The following is a 24,312-nucleotide window of genomic DNA, read 5'->3' on the forward strand; positions in this document are numbered from 1 at the left end:
ATTATCAATCGTACAGGATACGGCGCTGTGGCTTGGTTCGACCTGATTGCCATCGATTGCCAGGCACAAAATAACGACTTAGAAACTCATGGCCAACCCGATGGAATAACCGCTGGTATTGTGGCTGAACATATAGCGGGCAACCAGCCGGGTACGGGTGACTATGATGTCGTATTTGCTGCTGTCCAGCTCCAGACCGGCGCCGATAGAGTTGAGGGAGTCAAAGCCAAGCAACCCCCGCTGTTCCCCCAGATATGCAGTATGGGCCCCCTCCAGTACATAGCGCACCGGTCTGTCGAGCAGGGTCCAGTCAAATACCGGGGCCCGGCGGCGCAGATAGAGACCGAGGTTCTCCGCCTCGGCGTGACCACGGACGCTGGTTGAGGTACCGCCAAAGCTCTGCAGGTGCTGGTAGGAGTAGCGCACTTCGACATCGATATCCTGCGTCTTTGAAAAGAGCTCGTAGTCGAGCATCAGCGAGCCTCCCAGTCCGTACATATTGAGCTGTCCACCATCGAGAAAATCCAGCGAGTAGCCCTTGGTGCGCTCCAGCAGCCAGTTGCCGATCCGCAGATCGCTGGCCATGGTACCGAGCGAGACGTTGACGATGGGGCGCAACACCCAGTGGCCACCGCGCGGGTTTTTATGGAGGGCGATATCCCAGCCGACTCCGCCAGAGGCGGTCAGGCTGTTCCATTTGGTCGGGAGGGTGCGGCTCTCGGTGCCGTTGCTCACCACAAACTGGGGATCGTAGCGGCTAAAGCCGATAGCCCCTTCCAGATAGATGGGCACGGCTTCACTCATGGTGGCGCCGCCGCCGATCTGGGTCATGTTGAGGGCGGCAGATTGATTGGTGCCGCTGCCGATATCGAGGTTGCTGGCGGTGATGTCGGGCACCACGGTGAAGGTCATCAGCGAGAGCACCGCATTGGCGCGCTCCTGTGCCCACTCCTGATCCTGTGTTGCGGCCTTGACGGCGCAGCCGGATAGCGCCAGCAGCATTGGCAACAACATCTGCAATAAAGAGAAGCAAGAGCGGTGCATGAGTTTGGTTCCCGATAAGCGGCGTCTGATTGCCCTGGCTTTACTGTAGCGAGCTTCCCGCCGGTTGGCACGGAGCAAAGAGGGGGAGAGTGAGCGCCGCTTGCGGTCGGTTGCCGCTGAGGGGCAAGCCTTTGCCACACCAACGGCACGCCTTTGCAGTTTGTCGCTAAAGCTTGGCCTCTTGCCGCCGATATCTCTTGTGAGATCGTGTGGAGGACAAGCAATTGAACGCTTGGGTGTTGGGGTTGGTCAGCATATCCGTGAGTATGCAGTTACAGGCTGGGGTCACCGAATTTGGTGCCGGTCTGGATCAATCCGTCTGGCGTTTGACCTCCGATACCCAGATTGAGTGTCGCCTCGAGCACCCTATTCCCAACTGGGGAACGGGGGCCTTTGTCAGCCGCGCCGGGCGCAAGATCAACCTCGACTTCGAGCTCAAGGGCAAGCGGCCACAGGCCCAGACCCAGACGGTGAGCCTTGGCATCATGCCGCCGGTATGGCGCCCGGGGATAGCCGGGCGAGAAGTGAGTCAACTGCGCTTCTATCAGCAGTTCGATGGACTGGTAGAGGGGCAAACCGCCTGGACCATGCTCGACGAGCTGGAGGGGGGGCGAATGCCCACTTTCCAGTATCGGGACTGGTATCGCCAGAACCGTGCGGTGCGGGTGTCTCTCTCGTCGGTCAACTTTCGGGTGAAATATCAGGCCTTTATCGACTGTCTGAGCGGGCTGTTGCCCTACAGCTTCAACGACATCGCCTTTAGCGTGCTCACCTACGACAAGAACAGCGATCAGCTCTCCATCCCCTCCAAGCGGCGGCTGGCGATGATCAGCGAGTTTATCAAGGCGGACAAGAGTATCGACGTGGTGGTGATCGATGCTTACAGCGACAGCTACGGCGGCCGCTGGCCGAACCTGAAACTCTCCGAGAAGCGGGCCGATGCCATCAAGAAGGTGTTTGTCGATCTGGGGATCGATCCTGGCAAGATCTCGGTGGAGGGGCATGGCGAGAAGCAGCACGTCGCCTCCAACGAAACCGAACAGGGTCGTGCCAAGAACCGGCGGGTGGTGATCAGCATGGGGCGCAATGGCGAGATCTAGCGCCGTCCCCGGTCAGAGAAGCATAAAAAAGAGCGCATCTGCGCTCTTTTTTGATCCTGCCATTAGGCAGTGGGATTAGGGCAGCTTAGAAGCTGTCACCCAGGCCAGTACCGGCATCTTTCTTGGCGATCAGTTCAATCTTGTAACCGTCCGGATCTTCGACGAAGGCGATCACGGTGGTGCCGCCTTTAACCGGGCCCGGCTCGCGGGTGATCTTGGCACCGGCGGCACGCAGGGCGTCGCAGGTGGCATAGATGTCGTCCGCTTCCAGCGCGATGTGGCCGTAGGCAGAGCCCAGCTCGTACTCGCTCACCCCCCAGTTGTAGGTCAGCTCGATCACTGCTTCATCCTTCTCGTCACCGTAACCGACGAAGGCCAGGGTGTACTTGTACTCGCTATTCTCGCTCTTGCGCAGCAGCTTCATGCCGAGGACGCGGGTGTAGAAGTCGATGGAGCGTTGCAGATCGCCGACACGCAGCATGGTATGCAGAATTCTCATTGCTCAGTTCTCCGGGTTGGTGATGTGTACTGCTTTCAATCTCGGTTGCGAGGCCATCAGCTGTCGGGATAGACCTTCTCTTTGTATTCGCACAAGTCCTCGATGATACAGGAACCACAACGGGGCTTGCGAGCCAGACAGGTGTAACGCCCGTGCAGGATCAGCCAGTGGTGGACATCCAGCTTGAACTCGGCGGGCACTACCTTGAGCAGCTTCTCCTCCACCTGATCCACGTTCTTGCCTACCGCAAAGCCGGTGCGGTTCGATACCCGGAAGATATGGGTATCGACGGCGATGGTGGGCCAGCCAAAGGCGGTGTTGAGCACCACGTTGGCGGTCTTGCGGCCGACGCCGGGCAGGGCCTCCAGCGCCTCGCGGTTCTCCGGCACCTCGCCACCGTGGCGCTCCAGCAGGATGGCGCAGGTCTTGATGACGTTCTCGGCCTTGGTGTTGAAGAGGCCAATGGTCTTGATGTACTCCTTGAGCCCGTCCACCCCGAGCTCCAGCATCCCTTGCGGGGTGTTGGCCACCGGATAGAGCTTGTCGGTCGCCTTGTTGACGCTGACATCGGTCGCCTGCGCCGAGAGCAGCACGGCGATCAGCAGCTCGAACGGCGAGTTGAAGTTGAGCTCTGTGGTGGGGTGGGGGTTGTTTTCCCGCAGCCGCTCGAGGATCTCTCTGCGTTTCTGGTTGTTCATGCCTTGCGTCCGATCATAGCTCGGTCGCCCGGACGCGGGCCGGGGCAACGTTGCAGTGGGCTACGGTAGCGGCCTGTTTGCGGTCCCGCCAGTCGTTGATGGCGTTCTTGGCGGCGATCAGCAGTCCCAGCCCGATAAAACCGCCCGGCGGCAAAATCGCCAGCAGCAGACTGGCATCGGCGTGGAACAGCTCGATGCGCAGGGACTTGGCCCACTCGCCCAGCAGCAGCTCGGCGCCATCAAACAGGGTGCCCATGCCGATGATCTCGCGCATGCCGCCCAGTACCAGCAGCACCAGGGTAAAACCAAGGCCCATCATCAGGCCGTCGAGGGCCGCCAGCAGCGGCGGGTTCTTGGAGGCATAGGCCTCGGCACGGCCGATGATGACGCAGTTGGTGACGATCAGGGCGATAAAGATGCCGAGCGCCTGATAGAGGCCATAGGTGTAGGCGTTCATCAGCAGCTGCACGCTGGTCACCAGCGAGGCGATGATCATCACATAGACCGGAATGCGAATATCCTTCGGCACCCAGTTGCGCACCAGCGAGACGGCGAGGTTTGAGCAGACCAGCACCGCCATGGTGGCAAGGCCGAGCCCCAGCGCATTGGTAAAGGTGGAGGAGACGGCGAGGGTCGGGCAGAGCCCCAGCACCTGCACCAGCGAGGGGTTGTTCTTCCACAGCCCCTGACTCATCAGCTCCTTGAGCTCGCCCTTGCGGCTTTCCAGCTCGGCGATCGGGGCAGCGCTCGTTTCAATCTGTTCCATCTGGTTCATGATGGCTCGACTCCGTTAGTTCGCCGCCGGACAAGCCGGGGCGTTGCTGAGCAGTTCGGGTTGCTCCTGCTGCAGTTTCAGCAGGTTCTTCACCGCCTTGACCACGGCTCGCGGGGTGATGGTGGCGCCGGTAAAGGCATCGAACTCGCCGCCATCCTTCTTCACCGCCCACTGGGGCTCGTTGTCATGGGTCAGGAATTTTCCGGCAAAGCTGTTGATCCAGTCCGATTTCTTCAGCTCGATCTTGTCACCAAGGCCCGGGGTCTCGTTGTGAGCGAGCACGCGCACGGCAGTGATGGTGCCCTTGGCATCAAAACCCGCCACGATGCGGATCGCCCCGCTGTAGCCATCCGGCGCAATCGCCTCCAATGCATAGCCGGTCACCACGCCATTCTTGCTGGCGGTATAGAGGGCCTGCGGCTGATCGCTGCCCAGATACTTCCTGCTGGTCACCTGCTTGCAGCTGGCCACCAGATCGTTGTCATAGCTCCCCTCCGGCAGCAATACCGAGAGGGTCTGCTGCTTCTCCAGCTGCTGCTGGTGGGCGATTTTATCCTTGGTCAGCTCGTTGGTCAGTACCACCAGCGCGGTACAGCCCAGCGCGAACATCGCCAGAATAAGGCCGTTCTTGCGCATGCTCTTTAACATGTCCGGGCTCCGTCAGCTGTGATGGGGAAAAAGGGCAGAAACATCATTGGCGACGGGCTCCATACACTTTCGGGCGAGTCAGCGTGTCGATAAAAATGGGCAACGCAGAGGTTGGCCAGCAGCACTCGATACGTTTCGGCGTTATCGTCTTGGTCATTGGCGACGGGCTCCGTATACCTTCGGACGAGTCAGGCTGTCGATAAACGGCACGCAAAGGTTGGCCAGCAGCACGGCAAAGGCGAACGCATCGGGATAGCCGCCAAAGCGGCGAATGATGTAGACCAGCACGCCGATCAGCACGCCATAGACCAGTCGGCCGCGCGGCGTGGTGCAGGCGCTGACCGGATCGGTGGCGATAAAGAAGGCTCCCAGCATAGTCGCGCCGCTAAAGAGATGGAACATGGGCGTGGCAGTCGCATCCGGGCTCACCAGATAGCCGATGGTGGAGGCCAGCAGCAGGGCACCGAGAATCGCGGTCGGAATGCGCCAGTTGATCACCTTCTGCTGCAGCAGGAACAGGCCGCCCAGCAGATAGCCGAGGTTGACCCAGCTCCAGCCGATGCCGCCCCAATCCTCGAACAGCGGGCCGCTCAGGATCTCGCCGGTGGTGAGCCCCTGAGTCAGGCCGGTTTTAAGGGTATCGAGGGGGGTCGCCATGGTGAGGCCATCCACCCCCTGCTTGAGCTGGGCCATGCTGTAGCCGTCGAGACTAAAGCCGGTGAAGATCACCGACGCCGCATCACCAAAGCCGAGGCTGTAGGCGCGCACGCTCTCTGGCGGCAGCCAGCTGGTCATCTGCACCGGGAAGGAGACCAGCAGCAGCACATAGGCCACCATGGCCGGGTTGAACAGGTTCTGACCCAGCCCGCCGTAGAGCTGCTTGGCGATGATGATGGCGAAGGCAGTGCCCACTACCATCATCCACCACGGCAGCAGCGGTGGCAGGGAGAGACCGATCAGCACGGCGGTGAGGGCGGCGCTGCCATCCATCAGGGCCGGTTTGACGGGGCGGCCCCGCAGCTTGAGCACCAGCGCCTCACTCACCAGCGCGATTACCAGCGCAATCAGGATCTGGATAAAGGAGCCCCAGCCGAAGAACCAGGTCTGGGCCAGCAAGCCCGGCACGCAGGCCAGGATCACCAGCAGCATCAGGGTTCGGGTCTGTTTGCGGTTATGGGCAAACGGCGCAGTCGCAATATTGAACATGAGTCTGTCGATTACCTTGTGGTTGTTCGGTCGGCTGACGGGGCATCTTCAGCGGCGGTCCCGGCGGCTCTGGCCGCCTCTGCCGCCAGCTTCTTCGCCTTGGCGCGGGCCACGGCGGCTGCAATGGCCGCTTTTTTCGGATCAACCGGGGCGTCAGCCGCAGGGGCGCTCGCTTCAGGCGCGGCAGTGACGGCAAGTGGTTGCTCACTGCTGGCTGCATCGGTTTGCATCGGCTCAGCCGGTGCGCGCTCACCCTCAGCTCCGGCACTCTCTACCTGAGTACCGGCACTTTCTACCTCAGCACTGGTACTTGCGCTCTGCTGGGCCAGCTTTTTGGCCTTGGCACGGGCGATGGCTGCGGCGATAGCGGCTTTCTTGGGATCGACCGCTTCACTTGCAGCCGTATCGCTTTGGCTGGTGGTTACTTCGCCCTTGGCTACCGCCACGTCGCGGGTCTCCGCACTTGCCGCTGGCTCGCTCTCTACGTTCACCGCTCCGGTGCTTTCACCTTGCTGCGCCAGCTTTTTGGCCTTGGCACGGGCAATGGCAGCGGCGATGGCAGCTTTCTTGGGATCAACCGCTTTGCTGGCCGCAGATGGCGCATCGCTTTGGGTTGCAGCCGTTTCGCTGGTGCCGGCGGTTGCAGTCAGAGAGCCCTCAGCGCTGTCACTCTGCTGGGCCAGCTTCTTAGCCTTGGCCCGCGCGATAGCGGCAGCAATTGCCGCTTTCTTGGGATCGACAGGGGGATCATTTTGCGTGTTGACCTCGGCTGTCGTGCCGTTGGCAGCGCTTACCGGTTCACCATTCGCCTCGGCCTTTTTGGCCTTGGCACGGGCGATGGCGGCGGCAATCGCCGCTTTTTTCGGATCGGCCTCTGCCTTTTGCTGATCAACATCTACCGCAGGCGCAACAGCGGTTTCGGCTGTAGCAGGCTCGGCGCTCTCGCCAGCCTGAGCCGCTTTCTTGGCCTTGGCACGAGCAAGAGCCGCGGCGATGGCTGCTTTCTTGGGATCGCTAGCGGGGTCAACCGCCTCGGCGGATTGCGGCGCAGCGGCTGTTTCGCTGTTTGCGCTCTCCGCCAGCTTGGCAGCGCGGCGCGCTTCCGCTTCCCGTTTGCGCGCTTCGCGGGCGGCAATCACGGCGCTGTTGTCGGGCACGCCTTCGCCGGTGGCTGCAATGGCGGTGATGGGCGCATCCTGCTTGGCCTTGATACGGGCGAGAGCCGCTGCCACCGGGTCTTCTCCACCTGCGGCAGTCATCGCCTGCCGGCGCTGGGCGGCGGCTTCGGCGTGGCGCGCTTCGCGGGCCGCTTTCTCCCGCTCGAAACGGGCCTGCTTGGCTTCGAAACGCTGCTTGGCGCGCTCGGCTTTTTCGGCCTCGGCGCGGGCTTCGCGAATGTCATCCTTGGCGATCTTGTAGTACTGCACCAGCGGGATCTCGCTCGGGCAGACCCAGGCGCAGGCACCGCACTCGATGCAGTCCATCAGGTTGAGCTTCTCGGCCTTGTCATACTCTTTGGCCTTGCTGTACCAGTAGAGCTCTTGTGGCAGCAGGCTGGCCGGGCAGGCATCGGCACAGGCGCTGCAACGGATGCAGGCCTGCTCCGGGCCGGGAGCGGGCAGTTCGGCTTGCGTCGGCGCGAGCAGACAGTTGGTCGCCTTGACCACAGGCACCATGGCGTGGGGCAGGGTAAAGCCCATCATGGGGCCCCCCATGATCACCCGCTGATCCGCTTCCGGTTGCAGCTCGAAACGCTGCAGTAGCCAGCGCACCGGCGTACCGAGGCGCACCCAGGCATTGCCGGGCTTCTTGAAGCTGTCACCGGTGAGGGTAACGATCCGCTCGATCAGCGGCTCGCCGTCGATGATGGCGCGCTTGATGGCAAACACGGTGGCTACGTTGAGCACCATGATGCCGATATCGACCGCGCGGCCCCCCTTGGGAACCTGACGGCCGGTCAGCAGCTCGATGGTCTGCTTGGCACCGCCCGAGGGGTACTTGGTCGGCACCGTCTTGACCAGCACATCTTCGTCGGTGGCGTGACGGGTCAGCTCGGTGATCGCCTCGGGCTTGTTGTCTTCCACCCCGATCAGGGTGAGTTTCGGTTTGAGCAGGTGCTTGAGCACCCGAATGCCATCCATGATCTCGTCGGCATACTGCTGCATCAGCCGATCGTCGGTGGTGATATAGGGTTCGCACTCCAGCCCGTTGACGATCAGGATCTCGGTGAGCTGGCCACGGCCGTCGAGCTTGCTGTGAGTGGGGAACACGGCGCCGCCAAGACCGGCAATGCCCGCCTGCTGGATGCGCTCGAGCAGTTCGCCCCGCTCCAGATTCCAGTAATCGGGCTTGCCGTCGAGCTCGCCCCACTCATCTTCGCCATCGGGGGTGAGGATGACGCAGAGATCGTCAAGCCCCGAAGGGTGAGCGACCGTGTGGTTGGCAATCTCGGTGATGGTGCCCGAGGTGGAGGCGTGCACCGGCACCACCCGCCCTCTGGCATAACGGGTCAGCGGTTGACCCTTCTTGACCTTGTCACCCACCTGCACCAGCAGGTCGCCGGCGGTGCCTGCGTGCTGGCGCACCGGAATGATCAGGCGCGGCGGCAGACCGGCCTGCTCGACCGGCGTCTGACTCGATTGCAGTTTGTTGTCGGCGGGGTGAATACCACCGTGAAAGTCCCAGATATTCCCGGCTTTGATGCGTTCAAGTAAAGACTGCATGGTTACTCCACCAACCTGACCGGAATCTTGCCCGGAACCTGCACGTTATTGAGATCCCACTTCCAGTTATCGACCGTGGTGGGCACCGGGATCATCTCGATGCAGTCGGTCGGGCAGGGATCGACACAGAGATCGCAACCGGTGCACTCGCTGGCAATCACGGTATGCATCGCCTTGGTGGCGCCGACGATGGCGTCCACCGGACAGGCCTGAATGCACTTGGTGCAGCCGATGCACTGATCTTCGTGGATAAAGGCGACCTTTTTGACCGGCACTGCGGCCTCGTCATTGCCGCCCAGCGGCTGGGGTTCGACCCCCATCAGGTCGGCAATCTTGCGCATGGTGGCCTCGCCACCGGGTACGCACTTGTTGATCTGATCGCCGCCCGCAACCGCCTCGGCGTAGGGTTTGCAGCCGGGATAGCCGCACTGGCCACACTGGGTCTGGGGCAGCAGGGCATCGAGCTGGTCGACGATGGGGTCTGCTTCCACATGAAACTTGACGGCGGCAAAGCCCAGGATAATCCCGAACGCCAGCGCCAGCAGGGTCAGCACCAGAATGGCAAAGAGAATATGGATCATGGTTATATCTTGATAAGGCCGGTAAAGCCCATAAAGGCCAGAGACATCAAACCGGCGGTGATCATGGCAATGGAGACCCCGCGAAACGGCGCGGGCACATCGGCGGCGACCAGACGCTCGCGCATGGCGGCAAACAGGATCAGCACCAGCGAGAAGCCGGTAGCGGCGCCAAAGCCATAGATCACGCTCTGGATAAAGTCGTGTCGCTCATTGATGCTGAGCAGCGCAACCCCGAGCACCGCGCAGTTGGTGGTGATGAGGGGCAGGAAGATCCCCAGCAGGCGATAGAGGGTCGGGCTGCTCTTGCGCACCACCATCTCGGTAAACTGCACCACCACGGCGATCACCAGAATAAAGGCGAGGGTACGCAGATAGGCGATATCCAGCGGCACCAGAATGTAGTGTTCCACCAGATAGGAGCTGGCACTGGCGAGGGTCATCACGAAGGTGGTCGCCAGCCCCATGCCGATGGCGGTTTCCAGCTTGCCGGAGACCCCCATAAAGGGGCAGAGGCCGAGGAATTTCACCAGCACGAAGTTGTTAACCAGCACTGTGCCGATCAATAAAAGCAGGTACTCAGTCATCAATTACCGTCACTGAAAGTCGGGTTATCGGGGTTTGAAGGCGGGCGGTATTATCTGACGTTAGGGCCAGTTAAACAACCGCAAGGCCGCATGGTTATTATGCAACTGGATAATTTAGCCGGGGTTTTGGGCCAGAATCCGGTGGGTTTTGCGCCATATCCCCACCGGGTGAGAAGCCTTACTAACCAACAGCCAGTTTGGCGGCCTCTTTCCACATAAATGGCGGCATCGGAGTAGTGAGATGCCATTTAATGTTCATCGGTTGGCTGCCAGTGTGGGATACGTACTCCACCTCACCAAAGTTCACAAAGCCAAGGGTACGGCCAAATTCATCTTTGCTCTGCTCGCGGACGAACAGAAACAAGCGCTTACCTTCTGCTCTGTGGTTGATGTAACTCAGCCCCTTACCCCGTTCTGGGCGAGCGCTGTTTTGGCTCTGCCAATGAAACAGCGACTCGTTGATGGCGTAGTCGTGATAACGGGTAGTGGGGGAGAAGTGCTGTTCCGTTTTGTTCAAGGTCACGAACAGCAACTCGATATTTTGCTCTGCGATGACATAGACCCCTTCGCGAGCCGTGGGTTGCTGCGCGAAGGTGGTCGCGCCAAAGCCAACCAGCACCTGCTCTCTGGCATAACGTGCATGCAGTTGCAGTGGATTACCGGGAAGGTTTGGCATGGCGCTTTGTTCGTGTTGCACCCGGTTGATCAGCATGGGCAACAGATCTGCCAGCTCGGCCCTTAATTCAGGTTGATTGAGTTGTTTCAGGCTGTGCGCCAAGGAGCTAAAGCCAGCAGTGGGGCCGCTCTGTTGCCAGAAGTCGTAATGGCACATCAAGGCCATGCGTGCATCGTGCTCGGCCGTTAAGGTAAATGCGTCTGCCACCAAGGTTTGTAAGAAGTTCAAGTAATGGAGCGCATCGCAGCCCAATAGCCGGGTTTTGATGGCACGGGTGTAGAGGGTCGACAGCTTCTCATCGCTCATTTCAGAAATGGTATGGTTGTGGGCCTGTTTGACCAAGGCGCTCCAATTGCCGCGCTTGTAGATCTCCTCAAGGCTAATGTGAGGGTAGAACTTCAAAAAGTTCGCCAGCGTCAGCGGTAAATCACAGTCCTGCGAGAAACGGCTGATCAGGCCCATGAGTCGCGAGGTATTGAGGGTCGCCTTCTTGATATTGCTCAGAATTAACTCTTGGGTCTGTTTTGAGAGCTCGATGCGGCAGCCCAAGGGCGCGTGAGGGAAGCCCTGTTTGATTTCGTGGCTGATCGCCTTATTGGTTTTACCCACCAGTGCCCGAAATTTCTGAGCAAAGTCATACTCCGCATGGGCATTGCCAACAAAGTCCAACACGGTGCAGCACTCTTTATTGCTCGCCAGCCGCAGGCCCCGCCCTAATTGCTGCAAGAAGATGGTGAGGCTTTCCGTTGGTCGTAAAAACAGCAAGGTATCGACTTCTGGGATATCGACCCCTTCGTTAAAGATGTCCACCACGCAGAAAATATTGATAACGCCGGTACGCAAATCCTGTTGTTTACTATGGCGCTCGTCTCGGTTATCGCTGGTGAGGATGTCAGCCTTGATGCCCTTCAATAAAAATGCCTTGCACATAAAATCGGCATGTTCGCGGCTCACACAAAATGCCAGCGCTTTGATCTTGGTAATATCGGTGACGATCTCAGCGAGGCTCTGGACTATCTTCTGTACCCGCTGCTGATTGTGGGTATAGATATTGGTGAGCTCAGTGATGTCATAACGACCATTTTTCCAAGCGACTTGGCGCAAGTCAGTATCATCATCGATACCAAAATATTGGAATGGGCAGAGAAGGCGACGATTGATGGCCTCGGGCAAGCGGATTTCTGCTGCGATCACACCACAAAAGTCCGCAAGAATATCACCGCCATCATGGCGCTCTGGCGTTGCGGTCAATCCCAACAGAATGTGAGGATCAAAGGCTGCGAGCAAACCACGATAAATGGCCGCCGCAATATGGTGAACCTCATCGATGACGATGTAATCGAAATAGTCTGGGCTAAGGCGCAACGTAGCCAGCTGGTTATTCAAGGATTGCACCGAGGCAAATAGCTGACGGTAGTGGGTTGGCACGGCGCCGCCGACCAAGAGTTCGCCAAAATTGGATTGCTTGAGCACACCGCGGTACGAGGCCAATGCTTGGCGCAAGATCTCTTCTTTGTGGGCGACAAACAGAAACTTGGCGTCGGGTTTGGTTTTCAGAAAACGTGCAAAATCAAAGGCGGAGATCAGGGTTTTCCCTGTACCGGTGGCCGCAACCACCAAGTTACGAAAGCGCTGGTGTAAAGAGCGCTCCATCGCCAATTGCTCAAGGATCTCCTGTTGATGGGGAAACGGCGTGATATCAAAGAAATAGGCAGGACTATTTTTGTCACCATCCCCACGGGCCTCTTGCAGCGCATGCTTTAATTTCGTGCGGCTTTCGAGCTTGCCATCGAACAGCTCAAAATCATCGGACTCCCAATAGGTTTCAAAGGTACTCAGGGATTTCTCGATAATATGAGGGATCTCTTGCGAGGTGATTTTTAGGTTCCACTCCAAGCCACTGGTGAGGGCAGAATGAGAGAGGTTGGATGAACCTATATAGCCGGTATGAAAGCCAGTATTTCGGCAAAAGAGATAACTCTTGGCATGCAACCGTTCGCGCTGGGTGTTATAGCTAAGCTTGACTTCGGTATTGGGGAGGCTGGCTAAAAATTCAACTGCCTTGGCATCGGTCGCCCCCATATAAGAGGTAGTAATTACTTTTAATTGGCGGCCGCTGCGAGTGAACTCTTCCAGCTCATGACGGAAAATCCGGATACCTGCCCATTTGATAAATGAGACCAGCCAGCAGATGCTATCTGCCGATAATATTTCCCGTTTAATCTCCGACTCCATCGACAAACCCGCATTGCTGCCGCAGAACAGCTCACTTTGCGTTAGACCGGTCAGAGGGAAAATATCCTCGGCATATTGCTTTAAATTGGCGGAGATGGGGTTATCCAACTGGTAGAGCGCTGTCAGAATTTTTCCCTGACTATCGATGAGGTTCTCGCCAATGAAGTCTGGGTCTTGGGTGCGATCCTTTAGCCAAAGCAATAACTGGTTAGCCAGCTCAATCTGCCGTTGCAGCTGATCCTCTCCAGTTACCGAACCCACAGCATATTCCAAAACCCGGCTCAGAAATCTGGATAACCAAACTGCCGCTTCGGCAGGTTCAAGCTGGCGTTCCCCTACGTAAAAGCGCTCGCGGTCGAGTCGAGATGTCAGCAGTTGAGTAATGAGCTGTTCATAAATACCGCATTGTTGCATCGCACTTTAGCCTTGAACGTTGTACATGAGGGTGGCGAGAAGAGTATCATTTTTTCCAACCAAATCAGTAAGCTGTTGTCGCCTGTTACTCGTTTGAAAATCGCCCCGGTTTTCGGTAATAGAGCCCGGCAGTGACAACCACAGGGAGGTGGTGATGGATCCGGTTTCCTATCTTTTTTCGGCTTATCTCAATCTGGTACAGCAGCAGGTTGCGGATATCTATGGCACCGAGGCCAAGACGCTGGTGGTGCAGTATGAGGGGGAGTCGGTCCCGTTCTCTTTTCAGCTGTGGCAGATCCAGCAGCCGAGCGTTTGTCGTTCCTACCAGCAGGATGTTCGGCGTTTTAGCCAGTGCACGGTCAAGGCGTCCACCCTGTTTCACAAGCTGTGTGATGACTTGACCCGGCAGGATGACAGCAGTTGGCAACTGCCCAAATATCGCGCCATGTATTGTTCGGCCGCCGTCAGCTACAGGCCGATGATTGCCGAGATTGGGAATGCCAAACAGAGTCCGGCCAAGCTGGCGGAGCGCGCCTGCAATCAGGCGATTCTGGCAGCAATGGACAGTGACGATGAAGCCCTGCTGGCCCAGCGTGACAGAGCGTGCGCCGCGGTGCAGTAATGCGAATTTATTTGACCAGTTCATTTGCGCTCGCTTTGCGCGTCACGGCACACATGGGCTCTCTCTTGCCGGGTAAGATGGGGTTGCCCGCTGTGGCGACGACAGTCGGATGCTTGCGGGCATATGTCGGTCACATCAGCCAGATCACCACCAGGAGGTAACCATGATCAGCCATATCGACCATCTGGTATTGACGGTCAGTGATATCGAACGGGCCGTGGCGTTTTACAGTTCGGTGCTCAATATGGAGGCCATTACCTTCGGTGCGGGGCGCCGGGCGGTAGGGTTTGGCAACCAGAAGATCAATCTGCAACTGCTGGGGCAGGAGCCGCGCAACCGGGCGCAGGTGGGATCGGGGGATGTCTGCCTTATCACCCGCTGGCCGCTGGAGCAGGTGATGGCCCAGCTTGCCTGCCACGGGGTGGAGATTGTCGAGGGGCCGGTGACCAAAAGTGGCGCCTGCGGGCCGATAGAATCCATCTACTTCCTCGACCCGGATCAGAACCTGATAGAAGTGAGCATCTATCCCTGAGCCCACCAAGTCATCAGTCCCATCGTCATCATCAATAGAAAGGGGCCGTCAATTGACGGCCCCTTTCTTGTATCACCATCGACCCAGCGCCAGTGGCTCTTTGCCGATACTCCAGAAACACCCTAGAAAGGCGCGCTGCTCTCGTCGCTCTCCTGTAAAAACTGCTCCACTTCTGCCTGATAGGCCGCATCAGGTTGACTGCTGCTGGCTGGGGTTACGGCGGCAGGCCGGACGACAGGAGGGGCGGTGAGGGTCTCCATCACCCGCTGCTGCAGATAGGGGTAGAAGGGGTTGGAAGAGGTGCGGGTGAGGGCGCCGGGGTTGACGATCAGCACACCGCGCTCGCCACGCAGGGCCAGACCGCCGAGATTGATGCCGTATTGCTCCCGCTGCTCCGGGCGCGCCGCCATGCCATAAAGGGGGTCGTCCATCGGGAAGGGGAGCGCCACATGGGAGAGGGAGTAGATCTCCTTGGGATAGTCGATGCCCAGCGGGCGGACCTGCTCAGGCTGGTCTGCGCTGGCCAGCGTTCTGGCCTGGGTTGCGGGGGCGGTTGGCTCGACATTGCCCACCACGGTGAGGCGATAGTGCCCGGGTGCGTTTGGCAGCAAGCGTTGCAGCGCCAGCTCTGAGGCCGAGCTCATCAGCGGGCCAAACAGGGTGCTGCGGTTGATATCAAACAGCACCAGTTCGCTGCCGTTGGCCGGCAGGTAGTGGTAGAGATCGGCAATGATGGAGCGAGTGCTGACGGTGTAGTCCATCACCGACTGGAAGGTGAGGGTGGGGGGAAACGCCGCCAGCTCGCCACTGGCGGCCAGCTGGCGCACCTGCTGCTGGATGGCGTGAGTCAGGCGATAGGACTGGCGCGCGCCGTTGACCGGAAACGAGTTGTACTTGAACGGGTTGAACTCCGGCATGGTGTCGAGCCAGGCTGCGTTGGCAAAGGCGGGCAGCAGGGCAGGCACGGCCTTGAGCCCGGCGAAGCGGGCAAAGCGGGTCACCCCGATCATCGGGGAGATCAGTACCAGCCGATCCGGTTTTGCCAGCGTGCCGCTCGGGTCGGCCAGCGCATCGAGCGCATATTTCACCGCCAGCGCGCCGCCGTTGGAAAAGCCCACCAGATGCAGCGGCCGCTTGCCCGGCACCAGCAATCTGGCCTCCCGCACCGCCAATCGGGTGGCGGCCAGCCAGGTCTCCCAATCCACATCCACGAGGCCTGCGGGCACAGTGCCGTGGCCGGGGATCCTCAGCCCCAGCGCGATAAAGCCCTGCTGCTGATAGCGTCTGGCCAGATGGCGCAGGCTGTAGGGGGAGTCGGTCAGGCCGTGCAGCAGCACCGCTACCCCTTTGGCTTCCCCCTCGGGGCGCAGCAGGTAGGAGCGGTTCCAGTTCTGCTGAAAGCGGGTGGGATTGATGGGGGCGTCCTGATAGTAGCGATTGCTGGCCAGTTGCTGCTCCGGCGGCGTCTTGGCGACTACCTCGGTGGCTACCAGTTCGAACAGCTCTGCTTCGCGGGCCAGATAGGCTTGCCAGTCGCTGCTGTCGAGCTCATCGGCGCTGAGTTCGGGGGGCACCACTGTGTGCCACAGCTGCAGCGGCGCTGCCTGCCAGGCGAAGTAGGCGATCACCGCCCATGCGGTCAGCAACAGCAGCAACAGGGTCAGCAGAGCACGGCGAACAAGGCGACGAGTGTGAGCCAGCATGGTGCAATCCTTGGCAATAGAGGTGGAGCCGCCTCTGGGCGGGCAAGTTTGGCACAGCACATTGGGCTCTGCCAACCGGCTTAAAGCCTAATGGAAACAAGGTGATATGTATAGTTGATGGCGTTCGTCTGCGCTGGCTGTGGGCGCCTGATCCTGCCGTTGGCATCAGGCTGGCCGTTCGAAGGCTGCATCGCGGGCCATCTGGTGGCGTGAACTTGTTCGCGGATGCCCGCTTGGGCGCTGCGACCTTGCAACTATCTGCCCCTGAAAGGGGGCAATTATGCTACTGTAGCGGCGTTTTTTGATGGATAAGCTGGCATTGGCCTTTTTTGAAGATGGAATGGTATGCAGAACTTTGACGTAGTGAATTGGCTGATGCAGCAAACAGCCTCCCCGGCTCAGCCGGAACAGGCGATGGCACAACCGGGCGCGGCCCAGAACCTGTGGCAGGTGATCCATGCTGGCTAACGAATCCATGCGCCTGAACAAATACATCAGCGAGAGCGGTATCTGCTCGCGCCGCGAGGCCGACCGCTTTATCGAGCAGGGCCACGTCTTTATCAACGGCAAGCGGGCCGGGATTGGCGATCAGGTGCAGGTTGGCGATCTGGTCAAGGTGAACGGTCAGGTGATCGAACCGCGTGAGGCGGACAGTCTGGTGCTGATCGCCCTCAACAAGCCGGTGGGTATCGTCAGTACCACGGAGGCGGGCGAGAAGGACAACATCGTCGATTTCGTCAACCACAGCACCCGGGTCTTTCCCATCGGGCGGCTCGACAAGGATTCGCAGGGGCTAATCTTCCTCACCAACCACGGCGATCTGGTCAACAAGATCCTGCGGGCGGGCAACGATCACGAGAAAGAGTATCTGGTGACCGTCGACAAGCCGGTGACCGACGAGTTTGTGCGCGGCATGGCGGCCGGGGTGCCGATCCTCGGTACTGTGACCAAGAAGTGCAAGGTGAAGAAAGAGGCACCGTTCGTCTTTCGCATCACGCTAGTGCAGGGGCTGAATCGCCAGATCCGCCGCATGTGCGAGCACTTCGGTTTTGAAGTGACCAAGCTGGAGCGCATCCGCATCATGAATGTCAGCCTCAAGGGGCTGCCGGTGGGCGAGTGGCGCGATCTCACCGACGACGAGCTGATCGATCTGTTCAAGCTGATTGAGGACTCCTCCTCCGAGGTGAAACCGGCCAAAGGCGACAAGCCCAAGGCGGCCAAGGCCCCTGCGGCGCAAAGCGCCAAGCCGGGGCAGGGCAAGAAGCCGCGCCGCGATGACGATCACGAGATTGGCGGGCGTCCCAATGTGCCGGGCCCGGAAGCCTTCGAGAAGAAGCTGCCGGTGGGCAAGGGTGGCGCGGGCAAAGGTGCCGCCAACAAGGGCGGTGCTGGCAAAGGGGCACCCAAGGGTGGCAAACCGGCCGCTGGCAAGCCGCGCACCGCTAACGCCGGACGGCAGAAGAAGGGGCGCTGAGTTGTCCCTCTGAGTGGCGTCAGCCGCCAGTCATCCCCAACACTATTATCTCCAACACACCGGCCTCAGGCCGGTGTGTTGTTTTGGGCAGCAGAGCTGGTTGGGAGGGGCGCCGAAAGGGACGGCTCGCTGGCGGTCGGTAACCCCATGACGCGAGGGTAGTGGCGCGGGTCGAGGCGCACTACCAGCAGGCTCATCAGCAGCAATCCTCCCAGTTGCCACGGCCAGGCGGCCGCAAAGTCGCCCACATAGTGATAGAGCCGTGCCGCCACCCAGGGGCCGGTGGCCGCCAGCATAAAGCCGAATCCCTGCATCAGGGCACTCAGGGTGCCCGCGCGGCGCGGGTCTGGCAGGTGATCGAGCGCAATCACCATGATGAGCGAAAAACTGCCGCCCAGACCGGCGCCGCACAGCATGCACCAGAGAATGGGGGCGCTGGCTGGCGCCAGCCAGAGGCCGCCGAATCCCGCCAGTTGCATGGCGATGGCAAGCCCCATCCATGGCCGCCGATCCAGTCTGCGCGTCGCCAGCAGCGGCAGGCCGAGGCCGCTGGCGGTCTGCACCAGTGCCAGCCAGGCGACCAGTTCGCCCGCCTGTGCGGCGCTCCACCCTTGCGCCATATAGGCGGGGGCCAGCCATGCCACTACGATGCCGTAGCCACTGTTGATGATGCCAAAGCAGACGATCAGCAACCAGCTGCGGGGCAGGGTGATCAGCCGCTGTTCGCCGTCGGGAATCGCTACCTCCGCGGTGCTTGGCAGACGCACTTTCCACCCTAGCCAGACGAGGGCCAGCAGCAGCGGCAGGCTCCAGAGCGCCAGTGCCTGCGACCAGTCGAGGCTGACTGTCAGCCGTGGGGTGAGACTGGCCCCCAATGCCCCGCCCCCCATCATGCAGGCGGAGAAGATCCCCATCACCAGCGGCACCTTGCGAGCGAAGGCCTGCTTGATAAGGGCGGGCAGAACTCCCTGCACCAGTGCCGACCCAAGGCCGCAGAGCGTGGCGCTGGCGATCAGCAAGGCGCCGCTCTGGGCATCGAAGCGCATGGCGCTGCCAATGCCGAGCAGCAGCAGGGCCGCCCCCAATAGTTGGCACGCACTGGCGCGTCTACGCAGGCTGGGAGTGAGCAGCACGCCAATCCCGATGAGCCAGAGCGGCAACAGGGTGAGCCAGGCCAGGGTATCCATCCCGAGCGACAGGGCGCGGCCAATCTCGCCGCTCAGCGGGCCGATGGCGGTAAGAAAGGGGCGCAGATTAAGGCCAATCAGGATCACCAGCACCAGCAGGGCAGTCTGGCCTGCGGGTTGATCCGCATTTCGTTGATTCATCGGGTGCAGTTTCCGGTTCTGGGAGAGGCAGGGGGCATTCGGGACGCGGAGTCATCGGGGCTGAACATGGCAGATCACCGTCAAAGGAGGCAAAAACGCCAGCCTAACGGGGTCAAAAGTCATTTGGAAATTAAATGATAGAATGGGGTTCAGTGGTTTTGTAAATGGAGTGCCCCATGCTGGATCCCCTGTTACTGCGCAGTTTTGTCGCCATTATCGATACCGGTAGCTTCACCCGCGCCGGTGAACGGGTCCATCTGACCCAATCCACCATCAGCCAGCAGATCCGCCGCCTTGAGCAGCAGCTTGGCTGTCCACTGCTGGATCGCTCCGGTCGTCAGGTGGTGGCGACGGCGGAGGGAGAAAAATTGCTGGGGCTGGCCCGCCGCATTCTGGCGCTGCTGGCACAGGCCGAGGAGCAGGTGACCGAGGGGAGCGTGGCGCTTAGCCTCGGGGTGCCGGAGGATTTCGCCGCAGGCGCCATTACCCCGGTGCTGGCCGCCTTTGCCCGCGATTACCCCGAGGTGCGGCTGGAGGTACAAAGCGGCCTGAGCCACGAGATCTGGCAGCGCTTCGAGGCGGGGGAGCTGGATCTGGCGCTGGTCAAGCAGACTCGCGGGCAGGGTTCGCCCCTTGCCAGCTGGCGCGAGCCGCTGGTGTGGGTCGACAGTCGCGACTGGCCCGCACGGGAACGGGATCCCCTGCCGCTGGTGGTATTCCCGAGCGAAGGGCTCTATCGGCGGCAGATGACCGATGCGCTCGATGGCCTCGGTCGGCGTTGGCGTATTGCCTATGTCAGCGCCAGCCTTGCCAGCTTGCAGGGGGCTGTGAGCGCGGGGATCGGGGTGAGCTTGCTGCCCAAACGGCTGATGCCCGCCGATCAGCTGGCCCTGATCCAGTGGCCCAGGGTGGCGCCGGTGGAGCTGGCGCTCCATGCCGGGGGACGCGGGAGCGAGCCGCTCACCCGCTTGAGTTCGGCCCTGATCGCCCTTTGTGACGAGGTGATGGGGCCGCAGTAATTTGCGGTATGGGGAAAAGTTGAAGTCTGAAAAAGCGCAACAATGTGTGAGGGCCGATCAGAGATCCTTCCCCTCCGCCAGCTTGCGCTCGTAATCTTGTTTCACGATGGCCAGCGCCGCCAGTACCAGCTCGGGGGCCAGCTGGTTGGTTTCCAGCAGTTCAATCAAATCCACCGCGAGTTTCACCTCGGGTGGGGCAGTTTCCAGTGACATGGGCAGGGATCCGGTTGCGGGTAGAGGGGGGATTATACAGGGGCGCCGCCGTTGGCCGAAAGCGCCCCGCTGTATCGGGCTGTGAGGCATGAAGGTCAGAGGTGCTGGCGCATCTCCTTGTCGATCTCCTCGCGCAGGGCAATCAGCTTTTTGGCGTACTGCTGCAACTGCAGATCGCTCTCGCTCACCGGCTGCCACTGGGGCACCGGGGTCGGCTTGCCCTGCTCATCCATCGCCACAAAGATGATGATGCAGTGGGTGGTCTTGTGGCGCTCGGTCTCGGTGGGGTGGCGGCTGTAGACATCCACCGCCAGATGCATGCTGGTGGTGCCGGTGTGGATCACCTGAGCGTGAACCTCCACCAGCTGGCCAATCTGGATGGGGCGCAAAAAGCGGATCCCCCCCACATAGACGGTCACCGCATAGCCGCCGCACCAGCCGGCGGCGCAGGCATAGCCCGCCTGATCGATCCACTTCATCACCATGCCGCCGTGTACCTTGCCGCCGAAATTGACGTCGGAGGGTTCGGCCAGAAATTGCAGGGTCAGTTCGCGATTTGGCACAGTTACATCCTTATTGCCTGAAGGGTTTCCCTGAGCTTTGCCCCATCGGCTTGCCCGGTCAAGGGTTCATCCCCGATTCAGGGGGGCGGGGTCACTATCTTGCTCTATCGACGGGAACATAGCCGCAGGAGTGACACCATGAAACAGATGCTGGAACAGTTGCTGGGGGCTGGCAAAGGCTGGCTCAACGAAGGCGGAGACAAGCGCAAGGGGCAGATGCAGGGAGCGCTTGCCGGTGGTGCGCTCGGTCTGCTGCTGGGCAATAAAAAAGTGCGCAAATATGGCGGCAAGGCCGCGGCCGTGGGCGGCGCGGCGGCCCTTGGCGGGCTGGCCTACAAGCTCTATCAGGATTGGCAGGCCCAGCAGGCGGCACCCGCCCAGCCCACCCATCCCATCAGTGGGCTGGAAGGCAATGCGCTGGATGCCCGTGCGGCCCTCTTGGTGCGCGCCATGGTGGCCGCGGCCCGGGCCGATGGCCATATCGACGGCGCCGAGCGCCAGAAAATTCAGGAGTACCTGACCGAACAGGGCCAGAGCGATGTCGCCCGCTGGATTGACGCCGAGCTGGCCCGCCCTCTCGATCCCCACGCGCTGGCACGGGAAGTGACTGACATGGAGCTGGCCACCGAGGTCTATCTCGCCTCCCTGCTCGCCATCGAGGTGGATCACTTTATGGAGCGCGGTTATCTCGACGAACTGGCTCGGGCCCTCAAACTCGATGATAACCTCAAGGGCAGCATCGAGCGGCAGGTGGCCCAGCTTAACGCCCCTGCCTGATAGCCCTCATCGCCATGGATTGCCGATAACGCCCCGCTCAAGGGGCGTTGTTGTTTCTGCTGCCCGCCAAAAGATGCGGAGGAGCCTATTTGGATTACGGGGTACAGCCCCTAAGATGGCGCAGGATCATCCCCCTTTTTGCAAGGAGCAGTAGTGGGAAATGCGACACTCGTTTATTAACTGAACTCCACATCATGTTAATGTCAAAGAACAATATCAACGTTTGCACAAGGAGCGTGCGTAATGTCAACTTCCCCAGCCGAGCTGGCCAAATATTACAGTGTTGATGATTTAACCAGTGCAACAACGGGGGGAGGCAGGCTCAATAACCTGCTTTTATCAGTTCAAAAAGGCTTGCCACTATCTATTTGGAGTCAGCAATACCTTGAGTCTAAAGGACTTAATGCCTTGCTCGGTTTTCTTACCGGGTCGTTATCCAAAGAGGAGTTTTATAGACGAGCCTTATTAGAGCGAGAACAGCGTATCGTAATCGCTAAAAAGCGGCAGCTTGAACTTGAAGCCATTAAAATAGCCGAGCAGAAAGCTGCCACCTTGAGGTATGAAATGCTCCAGGCTCAATATGAAGCTGAACGTATAAAACGTGAGAACGATCCAAAGTTTATTGCGAGGAGAAAAAACCAAGAGCTTCGTCGGAAGTTTGGAATTGAATTCTTTGTGGAAAAACATCATTTCAAGCAACTGATGCAGATTTTGCGTACGCTGGATGCCAAGTCACGACTTTCTGAACTTGATTCTATATGGCTAAAAGTTGAGGGGCGAGAGTATCAAACAGATAAGATATGGCATGCATATCATCGAATAGAAGCTGATTTTTATATTTCAGAGTACAAGAAAACCTGCGATCCATGGCAAGCAGTCAATGCCAGTGCGCATCTTCGAAAATGTGCAGCCGCCGCATCTGCTGTTGAATTGCTCTCGGCTATTCCAGTTAAAGACCAAGAGCATGCGAAGCTCAAATCTGCGATTAGAACAACCCATGGTGGGGCGTTGCGTGACTTAGGAAAGCGTACAGATGCTCTGAAAATGGGGGCTGAGGCTCATGCATTGCAACCGAATAATTTCAGACCATGCACACTGTTAGGTGCGCTCAATATTGAGCAGGGGAATATTGAAGAGGGGCATAATTGGTATCTCATGGCGGAAGCCCGTGGTGCTAAGCGGGATAGTATCGAGTACGAATTGCGTTCTCTGCTTTTGCGCATGAGTGAAGATAAGCGTCATGCGACTATTGCAGAGCTATTGAGGATTGCCCCTCGAGAATATGGCTGGTTACGCAGACCATTGAAGAGGTAATTACAGCCGCACTTGGGTTCCTGTTTCATGAGCGGAATTATTGGCGTCATCTTACGTGCCTTGGGCAATTTGGCGATTGATAAGCTCGGCAAGTTTGAATAGGGCCCGCTCCAGCTGTTCGCTCCAGGGATGGGAGCTGTTGAGGCGCAGGCAGTGGTTGTGTTGTCCCTGACTGGAAAAGAGGGCGCCGGGAGCCACTGAAAAACCGCTGCCCAGAGCCTTGGCGTGCAGGGCGCGGCTGTCGAAATGGGCAGGCAGTGCCAGCCAGAGAAAGTAGCCGCCATCGGGGGAGGAGATCCGCACCTCGTCCGGAAGCAAGCGCTGCAGGGCCGCCCGCATCTGCTGCTGGCGCTGGGCCAAGGTGTGGCGCAGGCGGCGAAAGTGGGCATCGATCCCGCCCTGGCGCAGCATCTCGGCCAGCGCCAGCTGGCTCGGTACATTGGTGGAGAGGGTGGACATCAGCTGCAGCCGCTGCACCCGCTCGGCATGGGGCCCCGCCACCACCCAGCCGACCCGAAAGCCCGGCGCCAGGCATTTGGAAAAGGAGCTGCAGAGCAGGCTGTCGCCACGCTGATCCCAGTGACGGATCGGCTTGGGGCGCTCGCGGCCAAAGTAGACCTCCGCATAGACGTCATCCTCCACCAGCGGCACCCCATGGCTGTTGAGTAGTTCCATCAGCTGCGCTTTGTGACTATCCGGCATGGTGTGGCCCAGCGGGTGCTGTACATTGCCCATCAGCCAGCACGCCTTGATTGGCATCTGGTTGAGAGCGTCTTCCAACAGTGCCAGATCGATACCCACCCCCGGGATCACCGGGATCTCCACCGCCTTGAGTTTCAGCCGCTCGATGGCCTGCAGGGCGCCATAGAAGGTGGGGGACTCCACCACCACCCAGTCACCGGGCTCGGTCAGCACCTGCAGGCTGAGGGAGAGTGCCTCCATGGCGCCTGTGGTGATGATGATCTCCTGCGGATTGACCGCCACCCCGTCGCTGGCGTAGCGCTGGGCGATGGCGCGGCGCAGCGCTTCGTTGCCGGGGGGCAGGTCGGCCACCGTGCTGAAGGGATCGAGCTTGCGCATGCAGCTGGCCAGGGCCCGCCCGAGCTGGGGGTGGGGGAACAGGGTCGGGTCTGCTACCGACATGCCAAGGGGCACCAGATCCCGCGATTTACTCGCCTGCAACACCTCGAACACCAGATCGTTGATATCCACCGAGCCGCTGTAGTGGGTCTGGCTCGGCGTGTGCTGCACGAGCTGTGGTGAGGTGGCTTTGACGTAGTAGCCGGACTGGGGGCGGGCGAGGATCCGCCCCTGACTTTCGAGCAGTTGATAGGCCTGCAACACCGTCATGGGACTGAGCCCGTGGGTCTTGCAGCTCTGGCGAATGGAGGGGATACGCTCCCCCGGTTGCCAGATGCCATCGTCGATCTGGCTTTGCAGGCGGTCGGCCAACTGCTGGTAAAGGGACATGATCTGGATCAACTGTTATAGGTGTAATTCAATATAACTGCATCTGTTATAGGTGTCATGCTCCGTGATGTACTTGTCATGCACGAAACGTGCAAGGCAAATACAACAAAAGAG

Annotated in this window: 23 protein-coding genes; 8 read left to right on the plus strand and 15 right to left on the minus strand. The window is 59.8% G+C overall.

The window, feature by feature from the left end:
• Nucleotides 1–78: 78 nt before the first annotated feature.
• Nucleotides 79–1,002: an autotransporter domain-containing protein gene (locus tag A9G06_RS08935; RefSeq protein WP_069554990.1), complete on the minus strand. Its 924-nt coding sequence runs from the start codon at nucleotides 1,000–1,002 to the stop codon at nucleotides 79–81.
• 266 nt (nucleotides 1,003–1,268) lie between these two features.
• On the opposite strand from A9G06_RS08935, the gene A9G06_RS08940 reads away from it, so the two are divergent.
• Nucleotides 1,269–2,144: an OmpA family protein gene (locus A9G06_RS08940; protein WP_005337611.1), complete on the plus strand. Its 876-nt coding sequence runs from the start codon at nucleotides 1,269–1,271 to the stop codon at nucleotides 2,142–2,144.
• A gap of 85 nt (nucleotides 2,145–2,229) precedes the next feature.
• Here the strand turns inward: A9G06_RS08940 and gloA are convergent, their stop codons facing one another.
• The 9 genes from gloA to A9G06_RS08985 all read right to left on the minus strand — a co-directional run bounded on the left by gloA (nucleotide 2,230) and on the right by A9G06_RS08985 (nucleotide 13,183).
• Entirely contained in the window at nucleotides 2,230–2,643 is a 414-nt protein-coding gene (gene gloA / locus A9G06_RS08945; protein ID WP_005347113.1) for a lactoylglutathione lyase, read from the minus strand.
• Nucleotides 2,644–2,699: 56 nt separating this feature from the next.
• Complete coding sequence (gene nth, locus A9G06_RS08950) at nucleotides 2,700–3,341, minus strand: endonuclease III (RefSeq protein ID WP_069554991.1); 642 nt, start codon at nucleotides 3,339–3,341, stop codon at nucleotides 2,700–2,702.
• A gap of 13 nt (nucleotides 3,342–3,354) precedes the next feature.
• Nucleotides 3,355–4,107, minus strand: coding sequence for an electron transport complex subunit E (locus A9G06_RS08955; protein ID WP_069555076.1), 753 nt, complete (start codon nucleotides 4,105–4,107; stop codon nucleotides 3,355–3,357).
• Nucleotides 4,108–4,131: 24 nt separating this feature from the next.
• Nucleotides 4,132–4,764, minus strand: coding sequence for an electron transport complex subunit RsxG (gene rsxG, locus A9G06_RS08960; RefSeq protein ID WP_005359614.1), 633 nt, complete (start codon nucleotides 4,762–4,764; stop codon nucleotides 4,132–4,134).
• A gap of 153 nt (nucleotides 4,765–4,917) precedes the next feature.
• On the minus strand, nucleotides 4,918–5,970 hold the full coding sequence (gene rsxD, locus A9G06_RS08965; RefSeq protein ID WP_069554992.1) for an electron transport complex subunit RsxD: 1,053 nt from the start codon (nucleotides 5,968–5,970) through the stop codon (nucleotides 4,918–4,920).
• An 11-nt stretch (nucleotides 5,971–5,981) separates the two neighbouring features.
• Entirely contained in the window at nucleotides 5,982–8,693 is a 2,712-nt protein-coding gene (gene rsxC, locus A9G06_RS08970; RefSeq protein WP_069554993.1) for an electron transport complex subunit RsxC, read from the minus strand.
• A 2-nt stretch (nucleotides 8,694–8,695) separates the two neighbouring features.
• On the minus strand, nucleotides 8,696–9,274 hold the full coding sequence (gene rsxB / locus A9G06_RS08975) for an electron transport complex subunit RsxB (protein WP_069554994.1): 579 nt from the start codon (nucleotides 9,272–9,274) through the stop codon (nucleotides 8,696–8,698).
• 2 nt (nucleotides 9,275–9,276) lie between these two features.
• Nucleotides 9,277–9,858 (minus strand): electron transport complex subunit RsxA, encoded by a 582-nt coding sequence (gene rsxA, locus A9G06_RS08980; protein WP_069554995.1) that lies wholly within the window; start codon nucleotides 9,856–9,858, stop codon nucleotides 9,277–9,279.
• 181 nt (nucleotides 9,859–10,039) lie between these two features.
• On the minus strand, nucleotides 10,040–13,183 hold the full coding sequence (locus A9G06_RS08985; RefSeq protein WP_069554996.1) for a DUF3427 domain-containing protein: 3,144 nt from the start codon (nucleotides 13,181–13,183) through the stop codon (nucleotides 10,040–10,042).
• 154 nt (nucleotides 13,184–13,337) lie between these two features.
• On the opposite strand from A9G06_RS08985, the gene A9G06_RS08990 reads away from it, so the two are divergent.
• Both A9G06_RS08990 and A9G06_RS08995 read left to right on the plus strand, forming a co-directional pair.
• Entirely contained in the window at nucleotides 13,338–13,805 is a 468-nt protein-coding gene (locus A9G06_RS08990) for a hypothetical protein (RefSeq protein WP_069554997.1), read from the plus strand.
• Between the two features lie 163 nt (nucleotides 13,806–13,968).
• On the plus strand, nucleotides 13,969–14,337 hold the full coding sequence (locus tag A9G06_RS08995; RefSeq protein WP_005337594.1) for a VOC family protein: 369 nt from the start codon (nucleotides 13,969–13,971) through the stop codon (nucleotides 14,335–14,337).
• A 122-nt stretch (nucleotides 14,338–14,459) separates the two neighbouring features.
• On the opposite strand, the gene A9G06_RS09000 is transcribed toward A9G06_RS08995, so the two are convergent.
• Nucleotides 14,460–16,040, minus strand: coding sequence for a carboxylesterase (locus A9G06_RS09000; RefSeq protein WP_069554998.1), 1,581 nt, complete (start codon nucleotides 16,038–16,040; stop codon nucleotides 14,460–14,462).
• A gap of 345 nt (nucleotides 16,041–16,385) precedes the next feature.
• Between A9G06_RS09000 and A9G06_RS22465 the strand changes: the two genes are divergently transcribed.
• Nucleotides 16,386–16,508, plus strand: a complete 123-nt coding sequence (locus A9G06_RS22465; RefSeq protein WP_005359634.1) for a hypothetical protein — start codon at nucleotides 16,386–16,388, stop codon at nucleotides 16,506–16,508.
• Nucleotides 16,498–17,514, plus strand: a complete 1,017-nt coding sequence (gene rluF / locus A9G06_RS09005; protein ID WP_069554999.1) for a 23S rRNA pseudouridine(2604) synthase RluF — start codon at nucleotides 16,498–16,500, stop codon at nucleotides 17,512–17,514. Before A9G06_RS22465 ends, rluF begins: the two co-directional genes overlap by 11 nt.
• 65 nt (nucleotides 17,515–17,579) lie before the next feature.
• Here the strand turns inward: rluF and A9G06_RS09010 are convergent, their stop codons facing one another.
• A complete protein-coding gene (locus A9G06_RS09010) occupies nucleotides 17,580–18,842 on the minus strand; it encodes an MFS transporter (protein ID WP_069555000.1) in 1,263 nt (420 codons plus the stop codon).
• Between the two features lie 176 nt (nucleotides 18,843–19,018).
• Here A9G06_RS09010 and A9G06_RS09015 point away from each other — a divergent pair, with 176 nt between their 5' ends.
• Nucleotides 19,019–19,861, plus strand: coding sequence for a LysR family transcriptional regulator (locus A9G06_RS09015; protein ID WP_069555001.1), 843 nt, complete (start codon nucleotides 19,019–19,021; stop codon nucleotides 19,859–19,861).
• 57 nt (nucleotides 19,862–19,918) lie between these two features.
• Here the strand turns inward: A9G06_RS09015 and rsmS are convergent, their stop codons facing one another.
• Both rsmS and A9G06_RS09025 read right to left on the minus strand, forming a co-directional pair.
• Entirely contained in the window at nucleotides 19,919–20,074 is a 156-nt protein-coding gene (gene rsmS, locus A9G06_RS09020; RefSeq protein WP_021230652.1) for a pleiotropic regulatory protein RsmS, read from the minus strand.
• A 95-nt stretch (nucleotides 20,075–20,169) separates the two neighbouring features.
• Complete coding sequence (locus A9G06_RS09025; RefSeq protein WP_005337580.1) at nucleotides 20,170–20,637, minus strand: acyl-CoA thioesterase; 468 nt, start codon at nucleotides 20,635–20,637, stop codon at nucleotides 20,170–20,172.
• Nucleotides 20,638–20,775: 138 nt separating this feature from the next.
• Between A9G06_RS09025 and A9G06_RS09030 the strand changes: the two genes are divergently transcribed.
• Both A9G06_RS09030 and A9G06_RS09035 read left to right on the plus strand, forming a co-directional pair.
• Entirely contained in the window at nucleotides 20,776–21,414 is a 639-nt protein-coding gene (locus A9G06_RS09030; protein WP_042656069.1) for a tellurite resistance TerB family protein, read from the plus strand.
• A 243-nt stretch (nucleotides 21,415–21,657) separates the two neighbouring features.
• Complete coding sequence (locus A9G06_RS09035) at nucleotides 21,658–22,728, plus strand: hypothetical protein (RefSeq protein WP_069555002.1); 1,071 nt, start codon at nucleotides 21,658–21,660, stop codon at nucleotides 22,726–22,728.
• 51 nt (nucleotides 22,729–22,779) lie between these two features.
• Here A9G06_RS09035 and A9G06_RS09040 read toward each other — a convergent pair whose 3' ends face one another.
• Nucleotides 22,780–24,198: a PLP-dependent aminotransferase family protein gene (locus tag A9G06_RS09040; RefSeq protein WP_069555003.1), complete on the minus strand. Its 1,419-nt coding sequence runs from the start codon at nucleotides 24,196–24,198 to the stop codon at nucleotides 22,780–22,782.
• Nucleotides 24,199–24,312 lie beyond the last annotated feature (114 nt).

The organism is Aeromonas sp. DNP9, assembly GCF_001728955.1.
GTDB lineage: Bacteria > Pseudomonadota > Gammaproteobacteria > Enterobacterales > Aeromonadaceae > Aeromonas > Aeromonas veronii.